This is a genomic window from Armatimonadota bacterium, from assembly GCA_022563855.1.
Classification (GTDB): domain Bacteria; phylum Armatimonadota; class Fimbriimonadia; order Fimbriimonadales; family Fimbriimonadaceae; genus JADFMN01.
The window spans coordinates 151,071-170,616 of record JADFMN010000006.1 but is presented as its reverse complement, the minus strand read 5'-3'; the positions used below and the strand labels follow the sequence as shown (position 1 = coordinate 170,616).

Genomic DNA, 19,546 nt, shown 5'->3' with positions numbered 1-19,546 from the left:
CAACGCAGTGTCGCAGCAGCGCCGCCGTCTACGTAGTGCAGGCAAAACCAGCAATCTGCACAGCTGAGAGCAATACCAGTTCTTGGGCCTACAATAGGGAATGTGCGGCAAAACAAGATATGAGTCGGTCGTTCCTATTCCTGGCGATGCTTGGGATTACCGGTGTCGCAGCAGTTGGCTGTGGGGGTGCATTTGGTGCCGACGTACTCGGGGGCGGAGGGTTGAACCTCTTCATGTCCGACGCCCCGCCACTAAATGTGACAGCGGTGAATATCACGATCGACCGCATCGAGGCGCACGTCAGCGGCATATGGGCCGATATCGAGACTGAGCAGCAGACCATCGACCTGCTCACGCTGACACAGAACGAAACGATGATCGGCTCCGCCATGGTGCCGAGCGGGAATTTCAACCAGATCAAGCTGTACCTGAGCAAGGTGACCGTTACCGACGACACAGGCACACACGACGTGCAGATTGTGGGCGCAGGAAGGAGAGGGTTGAAGCTCAACATCGATGGCAAGGTTGAAGAAGGCACGGTTGAGGTTCTTCTCGACTTCAACTTGGAGAAGTCGCTAATCCGAACCGGCAACGGAAAGTACAAGCTCAAGCCCGTAATTAACGTGATATTACGGGATTTGGCCGGATCAATCTCCGGCTTCGCAGTGAACGACGGTGGCGCGCTGTACGGCGTCCACGTCGACGCGACCTACGTGGATGGCCCAAGCTACAACCCGGGCACCGTTGTCAATACGTCCTCGAGCATTATGGACGGATCGTTCAAAGTTTGGGCGTTAAAGGAGGGCGTGTACGACCTCGATTTTGAATTGTACTCTCCAGAAGGACTGCTCACACATGTTGCCGCGTCGGAGGGCGTAGTCGTAATCGCCGGGCAGAACACGGATGTCGGCGACGTCGAGCACACGGAGATTTACCTGTCGTAGCTGCGGCGAACACCGCACGGTTCTCCCCCTCTGCCAGTTTGCCGCAGCTTAGCGGCAGTGCGACCGTCTTCGTGCCTAACGGCCCGGGCAATTCCGTGCCGCTCTCGCGCGGCTACAAGATGACCGTCCGCGCATCGGTCGCACCGAACTCCTACACCTGGTTCACGATCAGATGGCCATCCTTCTACACTCGCAGTGTGAAGGGATGAAAACAAAAAAAAGCCGGTCACCCATCGGGCGACCGGCTCTATTAGATGCAGACTATTCTATTCTAAGCGGAGGTCTTGCGTCGGCGGCGTCGCAGGAGCGCCAGCGCGCCGAGTCCGAGGACTGTGAGAGTAGCGGGCTCAGGAACTATCCCAAGGTTTACCTGGCCTTGTCCGCCGCCGATGCCGGCGTCGTACGGACCGAAATCCCCTGCGCCGAACCCAGAAACGATCGCAAAGTACTGCGAGCCGGCCGTCAAGTTGAGGCCCGTCCCCGCGCCTCCGTAATTTGAGCCTTCGCCCAGAGCAATTCGTGAAGAAGCAAAGCCCTGGCCTGTACCGCTCAGCACAGTAAACGTGTCGCTGAAGTCGTCGTCGCCCGCAATCAGATTGACGAGCTGGTCGAGCGGATTAAAGGTGCCCTCATACACGTGGATATACGTGTCGGGATGGCCGGTGCCGTTTACCTCGAAAACGTACTCGCTCCCGACGGTCACCCAGAACGGTTGAATTTCAAAGTGTACAGGTCCGAGACTCGATATGCCTGTAAAGCTAAGCGGCCGATCCCAAGTCGCCTGGCCGGTTGTGTCACCGGACCAGAAGGCGGGCTGGGCGAAGGCTGCCGACGATAGAACTAAAATAGATACAACAAAAATGCTTCTCATGTCCTGATTCCTCTCCAATACTCTTTACAGAGCAATTTCAGATGCTCTACTTTACCAACATTGGTTCAAGATCGCATTGCTATAGTCGGAAACCTAGCAATTTTGCCTAGATCAGACTGCCTGCGGCGACCTCGCGGTCTGCCGCAGGTGTAGACGGCCGCACTCCGAAAGAAGAACCCCCCAGACTTCGAGTCTGCAGGGTTCTGGCGTCCGTCCGGCAAAGGCCGTCAGTTAGCGTTGACGGTCGCGTTTACAGGCGTGCCGTTGTTGATGACGTCGACCGACGGCGAGTGGTTCTTCGCGAACTCGACGAGCTCCCTCAGGTCTTCCGCAGAGGCGTCGCCCTTGATCGTCACGTCCATGTTGATGCTCGTGTAACCAGGTCTGTCAGAGCCGGGAATGTCCAAGAGCCCTCGCAGATCGAGGTCAGCTGAGAGCTTGATCGACATCTCGCTGATCTTGATCCCGCGCGCGGCACCGTGGTAGATCGTGGTCGTCGTGATGCAACCCGCGATCGCGTGCAACAGCCACTCGACCGGGTTGACCGCAGTGTCTTTTCCGAGCAACACTGGCGGCTCGTCGTTGTCGATCACGAACTCCTTGTCGCGGACCTGTTCTCCGCCGCCGCCTTTGAAGTCCTTGATCGTGGTGCGGTTGAGCGCGCCGTCGATCCACTTATTGTCGGCGCGGAAGGTGAACTCAGCGATGGTCTTGTCCTGTTCGATCGCGCCGATGACCTCGCCTAGCGCGGTCACGTCGACTCCGTTGCAGATTACTTTCTCCTGGATTTCGCTTGACATTGTTCTCTCCGTGCCCGTGTACTGGTCAGCCCGGGCGTGGTTGCTCTATTACTTTACATATAGCGGCACGTAACTAGCCTCGCTGCCGCGCGACAGGGGACTCGACGACCTACTGTAGACGGGCCAGGCAGCGCTGCCACTGAGTCGAGAAACTGTCTGGGAGCTGATGGCACCGCACGTCAGCCCAGCCACGCGGGCAAATCCAGCAATTTTCACAGCCGGGAGCAACACCAGTTTCTGCCCCACCTGCTGCCGATCTGCGGAAAAACGAGGTATGGGACGAGGGTTCATTCTGGCGGCTCTTGGTGCGGCGAGTGTCGCACTTGTCGGCTGCGGGGGTGAGACTTCCGGCGGAGGAGGTTGGCTCAACATCTTCATGGCCGACGCTCCGCTGCAAAATATAACGGCGCTCAACATCACCATCGACCGCATCGAGGCGCACCTCGACGGGCAATGGGTCGAGATCGAGACGGATCCGCAGACGATCGACCTTCTCACGCTGACGCAGAACGAAACGATGATCGGCTCGGCCGGAGTGCCGAGCGGGACTTACACCCAGATCAGGCTGTTCCTCAGCGAAGCGACCGTCACAGACGACACGGGCACTCACGACGTGCAGATTCCGAGCGGGGCACAGACCGGCCTCAAGCTCAACGTCGACGCCACCGTCGGAGAAGGCACGGTTGAGATCCTCCTCGACTTCAATGTGCAGAAATCGCTGACGCGAACCGGCAACGGACAGTACAAGCTCAAGCCTGTCATTCCGGTCTTGCTGAAGGAACTGGCAGGATCGATCTCCGGTTTCGCAGTGCACAACGGTCGCCCGCTGTTCGGCGTCCACATCACTGCGACTTACACGGCCGGCCCAAGTTATGACATCGGCACCGAGGTCAACACATCCATGAGCATGCCGGACGGCTCGTTCAAGGTCTGGGCGCTGAAGGAAGGCGTGTACGAGCTCGACTTCATTTTGCACACACCAGGCGGCCTGATCATCTTCGTTGCGACGGTAGAAGACGTAGTCGTCACCAGCGGGCAGAACACGAACATTGGCAACGTCGAGCACACGCCGGTCATCCGCTAGCTGCGTCGGATGTCGCGCGATTCTCGCCTTCTCCATCGCTCCTCACTCGCAGTCATCATCCCTCCACACTCGAAGTGTGGAGGGTTCATTCCGGGCTACAATCACACAGTGGCAAGGATCCGATACAAGCACTGGCGCAACTATCAGGCGAACGAATAGCCCATGTTCGCGACGACGACTTCGTTCCTCCACACTCGCAGCCATCATCCCTCCACACTCGAAGTGTGGAGGGTTCATTCCGGGCTACAATAAGAGCGATGGCAAGGAGCGGATACAAGCACTGGCGGAACGACCAGTCAGATGGACAACTCATGTTCGTCACGACAACCTGCCTGGACTTCGCCCACCTGTTCGCAAGGCCAGAGCTAAGGACGGTCGTCGTAAAGTCGATCCTCTCAGATTGCATTCACTACTCGGCTCGGCTATATGCCTACGTCGTCATGAAGCATCACGCGCACCTCGTCGTCCAAGCCCCAGACGGCCGCACAGTCTCTTGGCTCGTGCAGCGGATCAAGACGAACTCGGCAAAGATAATTACGCCGCTTCTTACTGCAGAAGAGAAGGGCGAATTGAGTGCGCAGGCCAAGCTTAACGACCGCAGAATTTGGATGCGCTCTTTTCGTGGAATCACGATTGATAGAGAAAAAATGCTCGACCAGAAAATCGCCTACGTCCACGAAAACCCGATCAGGGCAGAGCTTTGTACAAACCTAGTTGACTATCCTTGGAGCAGTGCGAAGGTGAGCCTCAACGAAGCTTGGGACGACTCGTCTGGCCTAGCCACAGCTTGTCTGCGCGACCTTGAAGATAGAACCCTCCACACTGCGAGTGTGGAGGGATGGTAACCCGAACCAATCCGAACGCTCCGCGGTGCGGGGCAAACCCCCGCGCTCCAACTCCCGAACCTCCGAGCGCCCGAACCTGATAAACTCTCTAGAGAGCCATGCTCAGCCTGCTGATAGCCATGTCCATCACCCAAGACCCGCCGGCGCCGGTCGGGCCGCTGCCGAGCGCGAACCAGATGGCCTGGCACGAGCGGCAGTACTACGCGTTCGTGCACTTCGGCCCCAACACCTTCACCGGGGTCGAATGGGGGCAGGGCACCGAAGACCCAAACATCTTCAACCCGACCGAGTTCGACGCGCGGCAGTGGTGCCGGGTTTTCAAAGAAGCGGGCATGACCGGCGTGATCATCACCGCCAAACACCACGACGGCTTCGCGCTCTGGCCAAGCAAGTACACAGACCATAGCGTGAAGGCGAGCAAGTGGCGCGACGGCAAGGGCGACGTGCTCAAAGACTTGAGCGAGGCGTGCAAGGAGTACGGGCTGTGGATGGGCGTGTACCTCTCGCCGTGGGACCGCAACCACCCGACTTACGGAACGGCTGAGTATAACGACGTTTTCGTCAACATGCTCGAAGAGGTGCTGACCAACTACGGCGACATGAAAGAAGTGTGGTTCGACGGCGCGAACGGCGAAGGCCCGAACGGCAAGCGACAGATCTACGACTGGCCGCGCTTCGAAGCGACCGTGCGCGAGTTTGCGCCGAACGCCGTGATCTTCGGCGACGGCGGTGACGTGCGGTGGGTCGGAAACGAGAGCGGTTTCGTCGGCGAAACCAATTGGAACTTCCTGCCCTCTGGTCACTATCCGGGCGACCAGTCGATCTACAGTTTCCTTTTCGAAGGCGACCCGAACGGCGACAAGTACTCCCCCGGCGAGTGCGACGTCTCGATCCGCCCCGGCTGGTTCTGGCGCGAGTCAGAGAACGACCGCGTCAAGTCGATTGAGCAACTCAGCGAGATTTACTACCGCTCAATCGGCCACGGAGGGAACCTGTTGCTCAACGTCCCGCCAGACTCACGCGGGTTGATCCACAAGAACGACGTCCATGCGCTGATGGAGTTCAGGCGCTGGCGGGAGGAGACATTCGAAGAAGATCTGTCTCAGAAAATGCAATTAGATTTCGAAAACCGCCCTGCCGGAAGTGAGCGCATGGTTCAAGTCTTAAGCGATCACGATCCGACCACGTACTATGAGGTTCCCCGTCCCAAAATCGGCTTGGTCTACGCCTTGAGCTGGACAAAGCCAACGCTTGTCGATCACGTCGTAATTCAAGAAAACCTTATCAACAGTCAACGAATCACGCATTTCAGCGTGTGGCTGTTCAGCAGAAATCAAGATTCGCCCTACCTGACCTTAGCGAGAGGAACTACTGTCGGCTATCGACGCATTGTCCAATTTCCTCCGCTTGAAGTCAAAGATGGCGAGTCTCTCATGGTCGAAGTATTCGGCCCTGGCGGCGTTCCAATAAGGGTAGCGAGTATCGAAGCGTATCTCGGCGTGCCCTCGGTCGAGATAGCAAGCGGCGCGCCGTCGTTCATGGGTGAGCAAACGATCGAACTGAAGTCCGACAATCCTTTCGCCGAAATTCGTTACACACTCGATGGTGCGAGTCCGCAGGAGTACTCACCGCTCTACGAAGGCCCGATCAAGATCGACAAGACTGTGACGCTCAAAGCCGCAGCGTTCTATGAAGGTCGGCGCTCGTTCAAACCGATCGAGCAGAAGTTCACGCGATACGACAAACAGGAATTGATGCCAGCGATCGTGTTCATAAGAGCGCCCGACCCAGGTCTGCGCTACTTCTACATCGAACAGGGCTGGCAGACGCTCGACCAGTTGAAGGATGCGAAAGAGACCGAGACCGGCGTTAGCATGATGGGCCTCGACCTCCGCCTAAGGAAGAGAGACGAGCACTTCGGCTTCAAGTTCCAAGGCGTCATCACCGCGCCGAAGGACGGCATCTACACCTTCAGCCTCACCAGCGACGACGGCAGCCGACTCTACATCGACGACAAACTGATCGTAGACAACGACGGCCTGCACGGACTGGTCACGAAGCAAGGCATGGCGCCGCTCGCGAAAGGCTTCCATATGATCCGGGTCGAATACTTCAATGCCACCGGCGCGCTAGGCCTGAAGCTAGAGATGACCGGGCCGGAGATTAAGAAGCACGAGATGAGGGCAGAGGAGTTTAAGCATTGATGCCACGTTCGGTTTTGTCCGGGGTGGTCCGGGTTAGTCCGGTTTTGCTTTTGGGGCTCATCTTAGTTTCAAGCTGTGGAGAAGGAACTGACACTGCCGGCAAACCCGAAGACACAAGTCCGAACAAAACCGAACAAATCCGAACAAATCCGATCGACCCAGACCTCTCCAACATGGTCTACGTCGAAGGCGGCGCATTCCAAATGGGATCGAACGACAACAAGCCAGACGAACGACCGGTGCATGAAGTCACCGTCAACGGGTTCTGGATGGAGACGCACGAAGTCACAAACGAGCAGTTCGCAAAGTTCGTCGAGGAAACAGATTACAAGACCAGCGCGGACGACTTCAAGAACTCGATCGTGTTCACTGGGAGCGAAGGGCCAGTCGATCTGCGCAACGTCTCAGCCTGGTGGGAGATCAGAGACGGCACGAACTGGCGACACCCTGAAGGCCCAGGCAGCGACATCGAGGGCCGCATGGACCACCCTGTCGTGCACGTCAGCTGGGAGGACGCGATGGCGTACGCGGAATGGGCGGGAAAATCGCTGCCGACCGAGGCGCAGTGGGAGTACGCCGCGAAGAAGGGACTGACCGGCGACCCGAAACTCCCGCAGGCGAACATCTTTCACGGCGAGTTCCCTTACAACAACACCGTCAAAGACGGCTACGAAGCGACCGCGCCGGTCGGATCGTTTCCACCCAACTCACTCGGGCTTTACGACATGGCTGGCAACGTCTGGGAGTGGTGCACCGACTGGTACCGCTACGACTACTACTCGAACAGTCCAAAGGACAACCCAACAGGCCCGAACAGCAGCCTAGACCCCGACGAACCGAACAGCCCGAAGAAAACGATCCGTGGCGGTTCGTTCCTGTGCCATGAGACGTACTGCAGCGGATTTCTCCCGTCGACGCGCATGAAGACTCCGCCGACTGACAGCCACAGTCACACCGGCTTTCGCTGCGTCGTCAACGGCCGGTGATCAGTTCCGTTTCCGGGTGGTGGTCCGACCACGCAAACCAGAACGTGCGGATAGCGGGCAGCATCGTCAGACTGTCGCCGTCGCCCTGGCCGTCTGCGGCAGAGTACGACTTGCCGTCGGACGTCGTGATTCTCCTTTCGCTGACGTCTGTGACTTCGACGCCGTCCGGCAGTTCGACCGCACCGAACAGCCTGGTCTCGGAGTCCATGTAAACCGCAATTCTCTGGCCGCCGACATTCGCCTCGACGATGACTTCTTCAGCTAGCAAGTCGAACGAGATGGCGGTTCTGGTGTCGCCGACGAGAACCCCCAGCACCAAAGCTTTGCCCCGTAGCCGCTTATCACTGTTCTCTACAGGCCTCATTCCAAATTTCGAGGGATCGCGGAAGTACCCGGCATATCGACTGACAACCTTGTGCGTCATGCCGTCGACTTTCAGCACCTTAGTGTCCGGATACGCTGCTACCCAATCCGGCCACTTCACGCGGGGCGTCGATCGTAGCATCTTGAGCGTCTTGCCCTTGTTCGGACCGGCCAACCCTTCGCCGGTGAAGTGCGACCAAAGCGTCTCCGTCTCGCGATCGTACATGACGAGCGAGTTCTTCCACAGCATCCCGCTGACACCGATCGTCAATTCCTTTCCGTCCAGCATGCGGCTATACACGATAGCCGAGGAGCACAGGGGTCACCACGTTGCAGCGATCCGTTCGCCGCCGACGACGTCGTTCACGATCTCGTGCCCGTCCAGCAGATTGATCGAGTAAGCGTGCGCCTCGCCGTTGTGCACGAAGCCGATCACCTCGGCATCGTCCGGCATATTCGCTTCGGCGGCCGAGACGAACACCGGATCCCAGATCGCCATGATCCCATCGCGCGGCAGCAAGATCGCTAGGTCTGACGGAATGTTCGCCTTGTTGAATCCTGAGCTTGCGTCTTGTGCCTTAGCTAACGAAGCTTCTTCATCGCATCCCATAACGAACGCGAGGACAACCAAAATTGATAGAGTAAATGGTCTCATCGGTGGACTCCTGGAGCGCCCAATCTCACAATTCCGATTTCCGCAGATTTGTTCCCGAATAGATTGGCCCGCGCGAACGAAGGCGCCGAAACAAGCCGGTATCATGGACTTGAGCTAACGACCGGCATGAAAACCCTTGGCAAGCTCGTTCCTCTGTTGGCCGTCGTTCTCGTGATCGGCGCTTTCTGGGCAAGCGAAGTAATCGTCAGGCCGAAGGAGATCAAAGACAGGGTCCGGATCAGCTATTGGGAGAAGTGGTCCGACATCGAGTTCGAGGCGATCAAGCGGGTCGTAGACGAGTTCAACGACTCGCAGGACGATATCTACGTCGATCTGCTCCCTGTCTCGAGCATCCACCAGAAGACCATGCTGGCGACCTCGGCGGGGGTCCCGCCCGACGTCGCGGGGCTCTACAGCTTCAACGTCGCGCAGTACGTCCACGACAACGCGATCATTCCGCTCGACGAGTTCTGCAAAGATGCCGGCATCACCCGCGACGACTACATCGCCGTCTACTGGGACCTCGGCGTCTTCCAGGGCAAGATCTACGCTCTTCCGACCACGCCTGCGACGAACGCGCTGCACTACAACAAGGCGATGTTCCGCAACGCTGGGCTCGACGCCGACTCGCCGCCGAAGACGATCGAAGAGCTGGACGAGTACTCCAAGGCACTGACTAAGATCGGCAAGAACGGCTCGATCGTTCAGAGCGGGTTCATGCACGCCGAACCGGGCTGGTGGAACTGGGCGTGGGGCTACTTCTTCGGCGGTCGGCTCTGGGACGGCGAGTCGCAGATCACCTGCAACGAGCCCGAGATCGTCGAAGCGATGCGTTGGGTGCAGAAGCACGCGCAACAGTTCGGGACTGGCAACCTGCAGAACTTCAAGAGCGGGTTCGGCAAGTTCGCCTCTCCACAGAACGCCTTCATGGACGAGAAGGTCGCCATGGTCCTGCAGGGCGTTTGGATGTCGAACTTCATCAACACGTACAACCCCGACCTGGAGTGGGACGCGGTGCCGTTCCCCCACCCCGCGAGCCGCCCAGACCTTGCAAATATGACGATCGCAGAGGCCGACATCCTCGTCATCCCGCGCGGAGCAAAGCACCCGAAGGAAGCGTTCGAGTTCATCAAGTTCGTGCAGTCGCAGCACGCCATGGAGCTGCTCTGCCTCGGCCAGCGCAAGCACTCGCCGCTCGCCGAAGCCAGCGACGAGTTCTACGAGCAGCACCCCAACCCGCGCATCCGGCTCTTCACGGAGCTTGCGAAAGGCCCGAACGCGGTCTCCGTGCCCAAGATCGCGATCTGGCCCGAGTATCAGGCAGAACTGCAAAACGCCTTCGACGAGGTCTACATCAACGGCATGGACCCACAAGAGGCGATGGACATGGTCAAAAGGCGCGTCCAGCCCATGCTCGACAAGTACCTGCGCGAGAGCAAGATCAGGCAGGAGGCGCAACGGTGAGCATCCGGACCAAAGAGGCGAGGGCGGGCTACGTCTTCGCGATCCCCTGGTTCATCGGCTTCGGCATGTTCCTCGCCTATCCGATCTTCGCGTCGATCTACTTCAGCTTCACCTCCTACTCCGTCCTCAACCCGCCGATCTGGGTCGGGCTCGAGAACTACTCGACGCTGATCGCCGACGAGGTGTTCTGGAAGTCGCTTTTCAACACGCTCTTCTTCGCCGCACTGTTCATTCCGCTTGCCACGGTCGTCGCGCTGGGGCTTGCGCTGCTCTTGAACACCAAGGTGCGGTTCATGTCGATCTACCGCACGGTTTTCTTCGTCCCCTCGCTCGTGCCGGTCGTGTCGTTGGTCATCCTGTGGCTGTGGCTGTTCAATGGCGAGTACGGGCTGATCAACACCATGCTCGGCTGGGTCGGCATCGACGGGCCGAACTGGCTCGGCGACGTTCGCTGGTCGAAGCCCGCGATCGTGTTCATGTCACTCTGGGGAGTCGGCAACGCGATGATCATCTACCTTGCCGGCCTGCAGGAGGTTCCGCTGTCGCTCTACGAAGCTGCCGACATCGACGGCGCGACCGCGTGGAAGAAGACGTTGCACGTCACGATCCCGCTGATCTCGCCCGTGATCCTGTTCAACGTGATCATGAGCATCATCGGCTCGCTGCAGATCTTCACACAGCCGTTCGTCATGTCCTCGACCGGGGCACCCGCCCGGTCGATCTACTTCTACTCGATGTACATCTACGACAACGCGTTCAACTACAACAAGATGGGGTACGCGAGCGCGATGGCGTGGATCATGTTCATCATCATCTTCTTCCTGACTGTCTTCGCGCTCAAAAAGAGCGATAAGTTCGTTCACTACGAGGGCGGGTAATCAGATGGCGAAGAGGAGGAAGAGCAGGAGCAGCCTAGCCCAGCACGCGGTCATCCACGCAGTGCTGATCGCCCTGGGCTGCGTATTCATCATCCCGCTCGTCTGGATGCTTTCGACCTCGCTCAAGGTCATTGAAGAGACCGCGACCAGCGAGATCAACTTCATCCCGATGGAGCAGGTCAAGCACGAGTACTTCGATGCGGACGATCCGATCTACGAGACCGAGCACCTCGGCCAGACCGTGCGCGGCAAGATCAGCGGGGAGATCGAGAACGGCCAAGTCGAGTTCCTCATCACAGACCCGCCGGGACAGCTCTACAAGAAGATCCCGATGGACCGGTCGGCCCTGAAAGAGGTGCCGAAGACCACTGGCGTCTATGAATTCGACCGCGACGGCCTCGTCTTTCCCGGCTTCATCAGGTCGGAAGAGGACGGTATCGCACAGTTCGAGATCATCGGCTCGTCCTCCGAGGCCGGGACGGTGCTCGAAGTTCCGAAAGACGACTTACGACCGGTCAAAGAGGTCTCGTTCCAGTTCCACAACTTCGCCGACGCGATTTCATACGGCGAACAGACGCTCGGTTACAAACCGTTCCTGGTTTACGCGCGCAACACGATTCTGTTCTGCATCCTTTTCGTGGGCGGCGTGGTGATCTCCAATTCGATCGTCGCCTATTCGTTCGCGCGGCTCCGCTGGCCGGGGCGCGACCTTGTCTTCGCTCTCACCCTCGCGACCATGATGATCCCCTTCCCCGTCATCATGGTGCCGCTGTTCACCCTGTTCGTGAAGCTCGACTGGGCCGGTACGTTTCGTCCGCTCTGGGTGCCGGCGTGGTTCGGCAGCGCTTTCAGCATCTTCCTTCTGAGGCAGTTCTACAAGTCGATCCCGAACGAGCTGAGCGAGGCCGCGAAGATCGACGGCTGCAGCGAGTGGGGCATCTACTACAAGGTCATCCTGCCGCTCACCAAGCCCGCGCTGGCGGTCGTTGCGCTCTTCGCGTTCATGTCGTCGTGGAACGACTTCCTCGGCCCGCTCATTTACCTCCATAGCCAGGAGCACTTCACCCTCTCGCTCGGCCTGAACTTCTATCGGAGCCAGCAGGGCGCGCAGTGGCACCTGCTCATGGCGGCGTCGACAGTCGTCCTTGCACCGGTCATCATCCTGTTCTTCTTCACACAGAGGCTGTTCATCCAGGGCATCGCTGCGACTGGGCTGAAGGGATGAGGGAGGGTACGAGGTACGAGGTGCGAGGTGCGAGGTGCGAGGTGCACGAGCCGTGTGCCACGGTCAGGCCCGAAGGGTTTGTCCGTGTCCCGTTGGAGCGCGGACTCTTAGTCCGCATCCCGGCCTTCGGACTCTTAGTCCGAAGTTCGCAGCGCGCGAAAGCTAAGGTCGCCCAGGAGGACGACCCTCCATCGGCGCTTCAGAAGTCCCGAGTCCCAAGTCCCGAGTCCCGAGTCACACGAACCAACCCGAACCAACCCGAACTCCCGAACCTCCCCCCAAATGCTAAACTATCGCCATAACATGGAACGAGACGCTTTCGAGCGATTGCTCCAACCTGTGCTGCAGGTCGGATACGGTTATGCGGTCAAGCTGACGCACAACCAGGACGACGCTATGGACCTCGTTCAGGACGCGTCCATCCAGGCCTTCAAGAGCATCCACACCTTCACGGAGGGCACGAACTTCAAGGCGTGGTTCATGAGGATCCTCACGAACAAGTTCTACAAGGCGAAGGAGAAGGAGGCAAGGCGCGGCCAAACGGTCTCTCTCGATGATGCAGAGGACCTGTTCCTTTACACTGAGTCTGAAAAGGCCGGCGTGCGCGACAGCGCCAGTCAGGTAATCGACGCTCTCGACCAAGAAGAAGTGCAGATCGCCATCGACGAACTACCGCAAGAGTTCAGAGTTGTTTGCCTGCTATATTTCATGAATGACTTTAGTTACGAAGAGATCGCGAACGTCGCAGAAATACCAGTCGGCACCGTCAGGTCTCGCTTGCACCGCGGCCGCAAGGTGCTGCAGAAAAAGCTGTGGACCTTAGCTGAGTCCAGGGGAATCGTAAAGAAAGCCCAACAGGAGGAAAGTCATGTCTGATCCGATTCCATGCTCGTGCGACGAAGCGTTTGAACGTCTTCAAAATTACTTGGACCGAGAGCTCTCGCCAGAGGACATTGTGTCGCTAGAGGCGCACCTCGCGACGTGCGAAGGGTGCGCGGGCGCCTACAGCTTCGAAGAAAAAATGCTGAAGTGCGTGCGGGAAAAAGTTCAGGCAACGAATCTTCCTGATGGCCTGGCGACCCGTATTCTGAACGCGATCGACGCCGCGGCCAAGGAGTAACGGCTGTTGGCGGCTAGAGCAGAAATGCGTGAGTTCAAAGTTAAGAACGACGATTCACCCCTATATTAGGAGGTCTTGATGGACGAAAGCTCGCTGTTGCCGCTCGCGCTCGTCATCATCGTCGGCATCGCCTGCCAGTGGTTCGCCTGGCGCGTGCGCCTGCCGGCGATCGTGCTCCTACTGCTCGGCGGGATCATCATGGGGCCGGTCACCGGCTTCCTCAAGCCGGACGAGGTTCTTGGCGATTCGCTGATCGCGATCGTCTCGCTCTCCGTCGCGATCATCCTTTTCGAGGGGGGTATGAGTCTGCGGATTCGGGAGCTGCGCGGCACGGGCAGGACGCTGTCGATGCTCGTCGTTGTCGGATCGATCGTGACGTGGAGCTTGTCAGCCGTCTTTGCAATTGCGATTCTTGGAATGGACCGCCAACTGGCAATCCTATTTGGCGCGATCATGATCGTCACCGGCCCGACTGTGATCGGCCCGCTGCTCCGCCACGTGAGACCGATCGGCAAGTCCGGCACGATACTGAAGTGGGAGGGGCTGACGATCGACCCGATCGGCGCTATCGCCGCCGTTCTCACATACGAGTTCCTGTTCGCGGAGGGCAGCGCCGATACGCCCCAAGAAGCGATCATCGCCCTCGTCTCGACCTTCGGCGTAGGCACTGTTGCAGGGCTGGCTGGCGCTGCGGTCACGGTGATTCTGCTCAAGAAGTTCTGGATACCGGACTTCCTTATCAGTCCGTCGAGCGTCGCGTTCGTCGTGCTGGCATACGTCGGGGCGAATCACTTCAGGCCGGAAGCTGGCTTGGTCGCGGTCACGGTCATGGGAATCGCGCTCGCAAATCAGAAGTGGGTCAAGGTCGGGCACATCCTAGAGTTCAAGGAGAACTTGCGGGTGCTTCTCATCAGCTCTCTGTTCGTGATTCTAGCCGCTCGCCTACAGCCCAGCATCCTTGGCGATATCAAGTGGCATCACGCGTTGTTCATAGCTGCGCTGATCTTAATCGTGAGGCCTGTCGCAGTCTTCATTTCGACGCTGCGATCGGGGCTTAGCCGGGAGGAGAAGGTGTTTCTGTCGATCATGGCGCCGCGCGGGATCGTCGCGGCGGCGGTCGCTTCGATCTTCGCGCTGAAACTGACCGGAGGCGACGGTGACACGATCATGACCAACACCTTCCTCGTCGTCGTCAGCACAGTCGTTATCTATGGGTTCGCGGCATTGCCGATCGCGCGGCGACTCGGACTAGCGCAACCAGAGCCGAACGGCCTGCTGCTAGTCGGCTCCAGCGCCTTCTCGCGAGAGTTCGCGAAGGAGTTGATGAACTGCGATGTGCAAGTCAAGCTGATCGACACGAACGAAGAGAAAGTCGAACTCGCCCGATCGCGCGGCATAGACGCGGAGCTTGTCAACTTTCTGCACGAGGACGAACGCGAGGAGATGGACCTCAACGGTATAGGGAGCCTGCTGGCCCTGACGCCGAACGACAATGCCAACATGTTCTTGGTCAACCGCGGCGCTGAAGAGTTCGGCCGTGCCCGGGTGTATCGAATGGCTCCGAGAACTGGCGATGAAGAACAGGAGAAACCATCTCCTAAGGACCACGGTGGGCGAGTTCTGTTCTCCCTCGATACCGGATTCGACGGCCTGCAGGATTACTACGAGCGCGGTTGGATACCGCGCTCGATGACGATTTCCGAAGAGAACGAAGACGATCTGAAAGCCGGCAGCGAAGACCGCGTCCTGCTCGCGACGATTTCAGAAGAGGGCAAACCGGACCTGTTCACGGCTGCGGACCGGCCAGCGCTCAAACGCGGGCAAAAGCTGCTGTATCTTGCGCCAGGAGATGCCACCGACTAGGCGGCCGTTCTCCGCTCGTCTTCCTCTTGCTCGTCCGACTCTTCTGATTCTTCCTCATCGTCAGTGTCATCAGTGCCGTCGTCGCGCTTCAAGAAGCTAAACGCAGACCGCAGCCTCTGCATGAGCGAGAACTGGTCGTCGTCCTCTTCTTCGATCTCCCCCGCACCGTCGATAATCCACTCGGCCAGCTCGTCGATCTGCTTGGCAGGTTTGGATTTCGGCTTTGTCAGCACCAGGCTGGCGCACGTTCGTGAGCACGCCGCGACCGTCTCGTCCCATTCAACTGCACCCGCATAGAGGACGCTCTTGCTCAAGAACTGACCGACGATCGTCTTGAGCTTGTTGAAGACTATCTCGGCTTGGCTTGCTGTGTCAGCCTGATTCACCAAGAGCGCTGTTTTCGCATCAGGCTTGACGCGATACAGCATCTTGAGCGCAACAAAGCAGTCCATCAAACTCGTGGGATCAGGAGTGCACACGAACAGCGCAAGATCCGCCGAATTGGTGAACGCGAGGACGTGCGGATGCAGGCCAGCGGCCGTGTCGACAATAACGTAGTCATATTCGCGGGCGACCTTCGCCAATTGCTGCAGCACGTCTTCAAGCTGGGAATCGCTGAGATCGAGCAGCTCGTCGACCCCTGACCCGCCAGATATCAGGTCTACTTCGCCTGGACCGGTGCAAATTATTTTGCGGAGCTCAACGCCGTCCACCACCACGTCTTTCAGCGACTTATCGCACTCAACTCCGAAAAGTATGTCGACGTTCGCGAGGCCGAAGTCCGCGTCGAACAGCAGCACCGAGTGACCCCAATCGACCAGCGCCGCCGCAAGGTTTGCGGCGATCACCGTCTTGCCAACTCCACCCTTTCCGCTTGCTATCGCAATCGTTTTCATTTTGCTACGCGGCCCTCCGCTTCGATTTGCTCAGCTTTCGTCGTTTCTTGTTTGATCGCTTCTTCTGCAACTGGCCTGGCGCGGCATCGAGCACAGCAGTGCGGGCGCCTTTGGCCGCCTCCGCCGAGTAGGCGAGCCGCAAGTTCTTGACGACCTCGTCGATCGGTGCGGGCTCTGGAACGACGCGCATGGCCAGGGCGTTCGCGATGAGGTCCAGTGCTTCTTGATCGAACGGTTCTACGACACGGCACACGAGTTCATCATTTTCAATGCGAATGGGGACAGCGAGCGCACCGACTGCCAGGTGTGCTGGAACGCGCGCGATCACAGCGGGGTCGAGCTCCATGCTTGGACTCTGGCGCTCGGGAAATTTCGGCACCTTCGGCGGCTCAGCGACCGGCTCCTCTTTTTCCACCGGCTGGCTCTCTTCGATATCCTTGCCTGCCTGGAACGCCGTGAAGCCCAGTTCGACGGAACCCTCGCCCACGCCTGCGTCCTCGTCGGCCCCCGCAACCTGCGGGGCTGATTCGGCTCCGGCATCTGCGGACACGCAGTCAGCGGGGTCGGCAGTGTCCGGCGCTTCATCGGATGTTGCTTCTGTAGCAGCAGGCTGATCTTTGTCGGGCGACTCCGCAGAGGCTCCTGCCAGCAGGGCCTGGATTTCGTCGTCGGTCATGTCGCCGGAGTCAGCGGAGGCCTTAACTTCTGCCTGGGGTGGCTCCACGGGCTCACTTTCGCTCGCGTCGGCCTGTGCCGGCAAAGGCTCGGTCTCGCTGCCGCCCTGCGCCGCCGTTTCGCCCGCGCCTTCGGCGGGCGGATCGGTCGGCTTGCTTTCACCTGCCGACGCCTCGGCAAGCAGAGCCTGAATCTCATCTTCGCTCATTGCAGCCGAATCGCTCTGAACTTGGTCATCCATTTCTGTCTCCTCGTTTTTCTTGTCGCCACTCTCTGGCATCGGCTCGCTATCCACTGACGGCGAGTGTCCGAGCGGCGCATTGAACTGCGCAACCGTATCCGTCAAATCCGGATGGCTCTCAAGAACCTCCAATTCCAGTCTCTTGCGCTCTTCTTCATCGATCGGATCGTCCTCTGGCTCCTCCTCGTCGATCAGGTTATCTTCCCCACTCGTCTCGTCGAGCTGAGACATCGCAACATCGATATCTCGCGCCAGGCTAGCACCGTTGAAACCTCTTTCCCAGGTTCCGCTCTCCGATTCCGATGCGCTACCTTCTTGCCGTTCCGGGTCAGCGCCTTCAACTGGTTTCGCCGCGCGCAAATCCGAGACTTCCGCCCGCAGTTCGGTCACCTCCCGCACTAAGTCAGCCATCTGCGAGGCTATCTGCTCCAATAGCTGATCGCTCACTTCTGGATGCTGGCTCTCTAACTTCGGTACCGCGGTTTCGCGTGGACCGTCAGATTGTGAGCGCAGAAAGCCTTTCGCCATAGTCACCGCGAGGCACGACGAGTAGACCTCATGCCTGATATTAAGTTTCGGTTGGATTTAGGCTAGAATTCAGGGTCAGGCAGCCGGATGATCCAGAGTCGCTTCGGTCCATGGGCGCCCATGACCATCACGCCCTCGATATCGGCAGTCTTGCTAGGCCCGGTGATGAGTACCGAATTAGGTTCCGGCAGGTTCAAAATGCACTCGTCGAGAGAGGCAACGATGGAGCCCGACTTGATCAGGACGGCGTGAATCGGCGGGGCGAGGCTAGCTAGGCGCCGTCGACCGTTGCCAGCCGATATCAGAACGCTCCCAGTCTCCGCGACAGCCATATCCGCCAGGGTCACTCCGACCTCGGCCAACCAGGGGTCGTCCTGCGGAGTGCCCAAATCGCGCCGGACGTTCTCAGGCACGTCATAGTCGCACACGGCTCGGCCTCTAAACTCCGCCAGGTCTTCGAGCCTCTTGACCTCTCCGCCAAGTTCGGCCAGCCTCTCGACGAAGCGCGTCCAGAGGTCGTCGGCCGGAACCGACTTCACGTTCGTCTTCTGTGCCTGGGCTCTCGCCTCTCCGGTGGGTTCTGGGAGGCTTGCAAGCACGACGTCACGATCGTTCATTCCACCACCTCCTGAAGCTCTTCCCCCGTGCAGGAGTGTCGCGGAACTCCTTCCAAGGGTTCGGCAGTTTCGTGGCAAGCGGCAGCATGCGCAAGGTTCGCCTCCACGCCTTGGCGCTCGTCACGCTCTTTGCGTACAACCGCCATTTGTTCGCCCGCTGCTCTGCTCGAAGGTGCAGCAACATCGAAGGTATGTCGATGTCGACCGGGCAGACCGACTTGCACGCGCCGCAAAGTGTGGACGCAAATGCGAGATCGCCCATCGAGTCGACCCCTTCGAGCGCCGGCGCAAGAACCGCACCGACTGGGCCGGGGTAGACGTGCCGATACGCGTGTCCGGTCGCTGCACGGTACACGGGGCAGACGTTCAGACACGCGCCACAACGGATGCAGCCGAGGATGTCGCGGTACCGACCCTCTAAAATGCCGGACCGGCCGTTATCGAGCAGGACGACATGCACCTCTTGCGGCCCGTCGAGCGCTTCTCGCCGCGGGCCAGTGATGAAGTGCGTGTACACGGTGAGGCGCTGACCTGTTGCAGAGCCCGCCAGCAGTCTCAGAAACAGCGGAAGGTCTGATTCGAAGGCCAACAGCTTCTCGATTCCCATTACAGCGATGTGCACCTTTGGAGCCGTCGTGGAAAGCCGGTTGTTCCCTTCGTTCTCAACGAGAACGATCCGACCCGTTTCTGCGATCCCAAAGTTCACGCCGCTGATCCCGACGTCGGCCTTGCGGAACTTCTCGCGCAGATGCGCGCGCGCTTGCATCGTCAGCTCCTCCGGGTCCTCGGTGTACGGACCAAGTCCATGTTCGCGGAACGACTCAGCGATGTTCCTTCGATTCTTGTGGATGATCGGCTGGACCACGTGACTGGGAGTGTCTTGATCCAGCTGAATGATGAACTCGCCGAGATCTGTCTCGATCGGCGTGTGCCCATCCTCGATCAGGCTCTTGTTCAGATGAATCTCTTCAGTCGCCATCGACTTCGCCTTGACGATGAGAGCGCCGTTCGGCGCAGCGCTGCTGCAGATCGCCGATATCTGCTTGCAAGCCGAGCCTGCGTCGAGGGCCCAGTGGACTTTGACTCCGTTTTTGATCAAGTTCTCTTCGAACTCGAGAAGCAGCGGCTTCAGGTTCGCGAGCACGTGCTTCTTGGCTGCCGCAGCCGCGGTTCGTGCTGCATCAACGTCGTCGAAGACTGCGGCCAACGTAACGGACCTCGCTGCAGAAACGCGCGCCGCCGACGACCTGACGCTGGCTACGGTCTCAACCTTCACACCCCTTACGA

19 protein-coding genes are annotated in these 19,546 nt (G+C 59.0%); 11 read left to right on the top strand and 8 right to left on the bottom strand.

Translation table 11 applies throughout. From position 1 onward, the window contains the following. Positions 1-119 precede the first annotated feature (119 nt). A complete protein-coding gene (locus tag IH944_09335; GenBank protein ID MCH7904752.1) occupies positions 120-944 on the top strand; it encodes a DUF4382 domain-containing protein in 825 nt (274 codons plus the stop codon). A 271-nt stretch (positions 945-1,215) separates the two neighbouring features. Here the strand turns inward: IH944_09335 and IH944_09330 are convergent, their stop codons facing one another. Further along, positions 1,216-1,815: a PEP-CTERM sorting domain-containing protein gene (locus tag IH944_09330; GenBank protein ID MCH7904751.1), complete on the bottom strand. Its 600-nt coding sequence runs from the start codon at positions 1,813-1,815 to the stop codon at positions 1,216-1,218. Positions 1,816-2,042: 227 nt separating this feature from the next. Beyond that, the gene (locus tag IH944_09325; protein ID MCH7904750.1) at positions 2,043-2,615 is read right to left on the bottom strand and encodes an OsmC family protein; all 573 of its coding nucleotides are present in this window, start codon (positions 2,613-2,615) and stop codon (positions 2,043-2,045) included. Positions 2,616-2,889: 274 nt separating this feature from the next. Here IH944_09325 and IH944_09320 point away from each other — a divergent pair, with 274 nt between their 5' ends. From IH944_09320 to IH944_09305, 4 genes are all read left to right on the top strand, one after another. Beyond that, positions 2,890-3,699 carry a DUF4382 domain-containing protein gene (locus IH944_09320; protein ID MCH7904749.1) on the top strand — a complete coding sequence of 270 codons (810 nt, stop codon included), beginning with the start codon at positions 2,890-2,892 and terminating at the stop codon, positions 3,697-3,699. Between the two features lie 257 nt (positions 3,700-3,956). Further along, complete coding sequence (locus IH944_09315; protein ID MCH7904748.1) at positions 3,957-4,544, top strand: transposase; 588 nt, start codon at positions 3,957-3,959, stop codon at positions 4,542-4,544. Between the two features lie 98 nt (positions 4,545-4,642). Further along, complete coding sequence (locus IH944_09310; protein ID MCH7904747.1) at positions 4,643-6,748, top strand: alpha-L-fucosidase; 2,106 nt, start codon at positions 4,643-4,645, stop codon at positions 6,746-6,748. Further along, positions 6,748-7,734: a formylglycine-generating enzyme family protein gene (locus IH944_09305; protein ID MCH7904746.1), complete on the top strand. Its 987-nt coding sequence runs from the start codon at positions 6,748-6,750 to the stop codon at positions 7,732-7,734. Before IH944_09310 ends, IH944_09305 begins: the two co-directional genes overlap by 1 nt. Here IH944_09305 and IH944_09300 read toward each other — a convergent pair. Further along, complete coding sequence (locus IH944_09300; protein ID MCH7904745.1) at positions 7,721-8,386, bottom strand: DUF3179 domain-containing protein; 666 nt, start codon at positions 8,384-8,386, stop codon at positions 7,721-7,723. The genes IH944_09305 and IH944_09300 overlap by 14 nt on opposite strands. 33 nt (positions 8,387-8,419) lie before the next feature. Further along, on the bottom strand, positions 8,420-8,752 hold the full coding sequence (locus IH944_09295) for a DUF3179 domain-containing protein (GenBank protein ID MCH7904744.1): 333 nt from the start codon (positions 8,750-8,752) through the stop codon (positions 8,420-8,422). A gap of 126 nt (positions 8,753-8,878) precedes the next feature. Here IH944_09295 and IH944_09290 point away from each other — a divergent pair, with 126 nt between their 5' ends. From IH944_09290 to IH944_09265, 6 genes are all read left to right on the top strand, one after another. Next, a complete protein-coding gene (locus IH944_09290) occupies positions 8,879-10,216 on the top strand; it encodes an ABC transporter substrate-binding protein (GenBank protein MCH7904743.1) in 1,338 nt (445 codons plus the stop codon). 65 nt (positions 10,217-10,281) lie between these two features. Continuing rightward, positions 10,282-11,094, top strand: a complete 813-nt coding sequence (locus IH944_09285) for a sugar ABC transporter permease (protein MCH7904742.1) — start codon at positions 10,282-10,284, stop codon at positions 11,092-11,094. 331 nt (positions 11,095-11,425) lie between these two features. Next, on the top strand, positions 11,426-12,319 hold the full coding sequence (locus IH944_09280) for a carbohydrate ABC transporter permease (protein ID MCH7904741.1): 894 nt from the start codon (positions 11,426-11,428) through the stop codon (positions 12,317-12,319). Positions 12,320-12,622: 303 nt separating this feature from the next. Continuing rightward, on the top strand, positions 12,623-13,195 hold the full coding sequence (locus tag IH944_09275; protein ID MCH7904740.1) for a sigma-70 family RNA polymerase sigma factor: 573 nt from the start codon (positions 12,623-12,625) through the stop codon (positions 13,193-13,195). After that, positions 13,188-13,439, top strand: a complete 252-nt coding sequence (locus tag IH944_09270; protein MCH7904739.1) for a mycothiol system anti-sigma-R factor — start codon at positions 13,188-13,190, stop codon at positions 13,437-13,439. Before IH944_09275 ends, IH944_09270 begins: the two co-directional genes overlap by 8 nt. 78 nt (positions 13,440-13,517) lie before the next feature. Beyond that, the gene (locus IH944_09265) at positions 13,518-15,302 is read left to right on the top strand and encodes a sodium:proton antiporter (GenBank protein ID MCH7904738.1); all 1,785 of its coding nucleotides are present in this window, start codon (positions 13,518-13,520) and stop codon (positions 15,300-15,302) included. Here the strand turns inward: IH944_09265 and IH944_09260 are convergent. The 4 genes from IH944_09260 to IH944_09245 all read right to left on the bottom strand — a co-directional run bounded on the left by IH944_09260 (position 15,299) and on the right by IH944_09245 (position 19,535). Then, positions 15,299-16,198: an AAA family ATPase gene (locus IH944_09260; GenBank protein MCH7904737.1), complete on the bottom strand. Its 900-nt coding sequence runs from the start codon at positions 16,196-16,198 to the stop codon at positions 15,299-15,301. The two genes, IH944_09265 and IH944_09260, sit on opposite strands and share 4 nt — an antisense overlap. 4 nt (positions 16,199-16,202) lie before the next feature. After that, positions 16,203-17,561 carry a hypothetical protein gene (locus IH944_09255; protein ID MCH7904736.1) on the bottom strand — a complete coding sequence of 453 codons (1,359 nt, stop codon included), beginning with the start codon at positions 17,559-17,561 and terminating at the stop codon, positions 16,203-16,205. Between the two features lie 143 nt (positions 17,562-17,704). Further along, positions 17,705-18,259, bottom strand: coding sequence for an LUD domain-containing protein (locus IH944_09250; protein MCH7904735.1), 555 nt, complete (start codon positions 18,257-18,259; stop codon positions 17,705-17,707). Then, a complete protein-coding gene (locus IH944_09245) occupies positions 18,246-19,535 on the bottom strand; it encodes a lactate utilization protein (protein ID MCH7904734.1) in 1,290 nt (429 codons plus the stop codon). The genes IH944_09250 and IH944_09245 overlap by 14 nt, the downstream gene beginning before the upstream one ends. Positions 19,536-19,546: the final 11 nt, after the last annotated feature.

What these genes read in the sequence shown, in the direction of transcription:
- IH944_09260 (MCH7904737.1), bottom strand. Translation starts at nt 16,198, where the DNA reads ATGAAAACGATTGCGATAGCAAGCGGAAAGGGTGGAGTTGGCAAGACG.
- IH944_09300 (MCH7904745.1), bottom strand. Translation starts at nt 8,386, where the DNA reads ATGCTGGACGGAAAGGAATTGACGATCGGTGTCAGCGGGATGCTGTGG.
- IH944_09265 (MCH7904738.1), top strand. Translation starts at nt 13,518, where the DNA reads ATGGACGAAAGCTCGCTGTTGCCGCTCGCGCTCGTCATCATCGTCGGC.
- IH944_09325 (MCH7904750.1), bottom strand. Translation starts at nt 2,615, where the DNA reads ATGTCAAGCGAAATCCAGGAGAAAGTAATCTGCAACGGAGTCGACGTG.
- IH944_09295 (MCH7904744.1), bottom strand. Translation starts at nt 8,752, where the DNA reads ATGAGACCATTTACTCTATCAATTTTGGTTGTCCTCGCGTTCGTTATG.
- IH944_09280 (MCH7904741.1), top strand. Translation starts at nt 11,426, where the DNA reads ATGGACCGGTCGGCCCTGAAAGAGGTGCCGAAGACCACTGGCGTCTAT.
- IH944_09270 (MCH7904739.1), top strand. Translation starts at nt 13,188, where the DNA reads ATGTCTGATCCGATTCCATGCTCGTGCGACGAAGCGTTTGAACGTCTT.
- IH944_09275 (MCH7904740.1), top strand. Translation starts at nt 12,623, where the DNA reads ATGGAACGAGACGCTTTCGAGCGATTGCTCCAACCTGTGCTGCAGGTC.
- IH944_09335 (MCH7904752.1), top strand. Translation starts at nt 120, where the DNA reads ATGAGTCGGTCGTTCCTATTCCTGGCGATGCTTGGGATTACCGGTGTC.
- IH944_09315 (MCH7904748.1), top strand. Translation starts at nt 3,957, where the DNA reads ATGGCAAGGAGCGGATACAAGCACTGGCGGAACGACCAGTCAGATGGA.
- IH944_09310 (MCH7904747.1), top strand. Translation starts at nt 4,643, where the DNA reads ATGCTCAGCCTGCTGATAGCCATGTCCATCACCCAAGACCCGCCGGCG.
- IH944_09285 (MCH7904742.1), top strand. Translation starts at nt 10,282, where the DNA reads ATGTTCCTCGCCTATCCGATCTTCGCGTCGATCTACTTCAGCTTCACC.
- IH944_09250 (MCH7904735.1), bottom strand. Translation starts at nt 18,259, where the DNA reads ATGAACGATCGTGACGTCGTGCTTGCAAGCCTCCCAGAACCCACCGGA.
- IH944_09290 (MCH7904743.1), top strand. Translation starts at nt 8,879, where the DNA reads ATGAAAACCCTTGGCAAGCTCGTTCCTCTGTTGGCCGTCGTTCTCGTG.
- IH944_09330 (MCH7904751.1), bottom strand. Translation starts at nt 1,815, where the DNA reads ATGAGAAGCATTTTTGTTGTATCTATTTTAGTTCTATCGTCGGCAGCC.
- IH944_09320 (MCH7904749.1), top strand. Translation starts at nt 2,890, where the DNA reads ATGGGACGAGGGTTCATTCTGGCGGCTCTTGGTGCGGCGAGTGTCGCA.
- IH944_09305 (MCH7904746.1), top strand. Translation starts at nt 6,748, where the DNA reads ATGCCACGTTCGGTTTTGTCCGGGGTGGTCCGGGTTAGTCCGGTTTTG.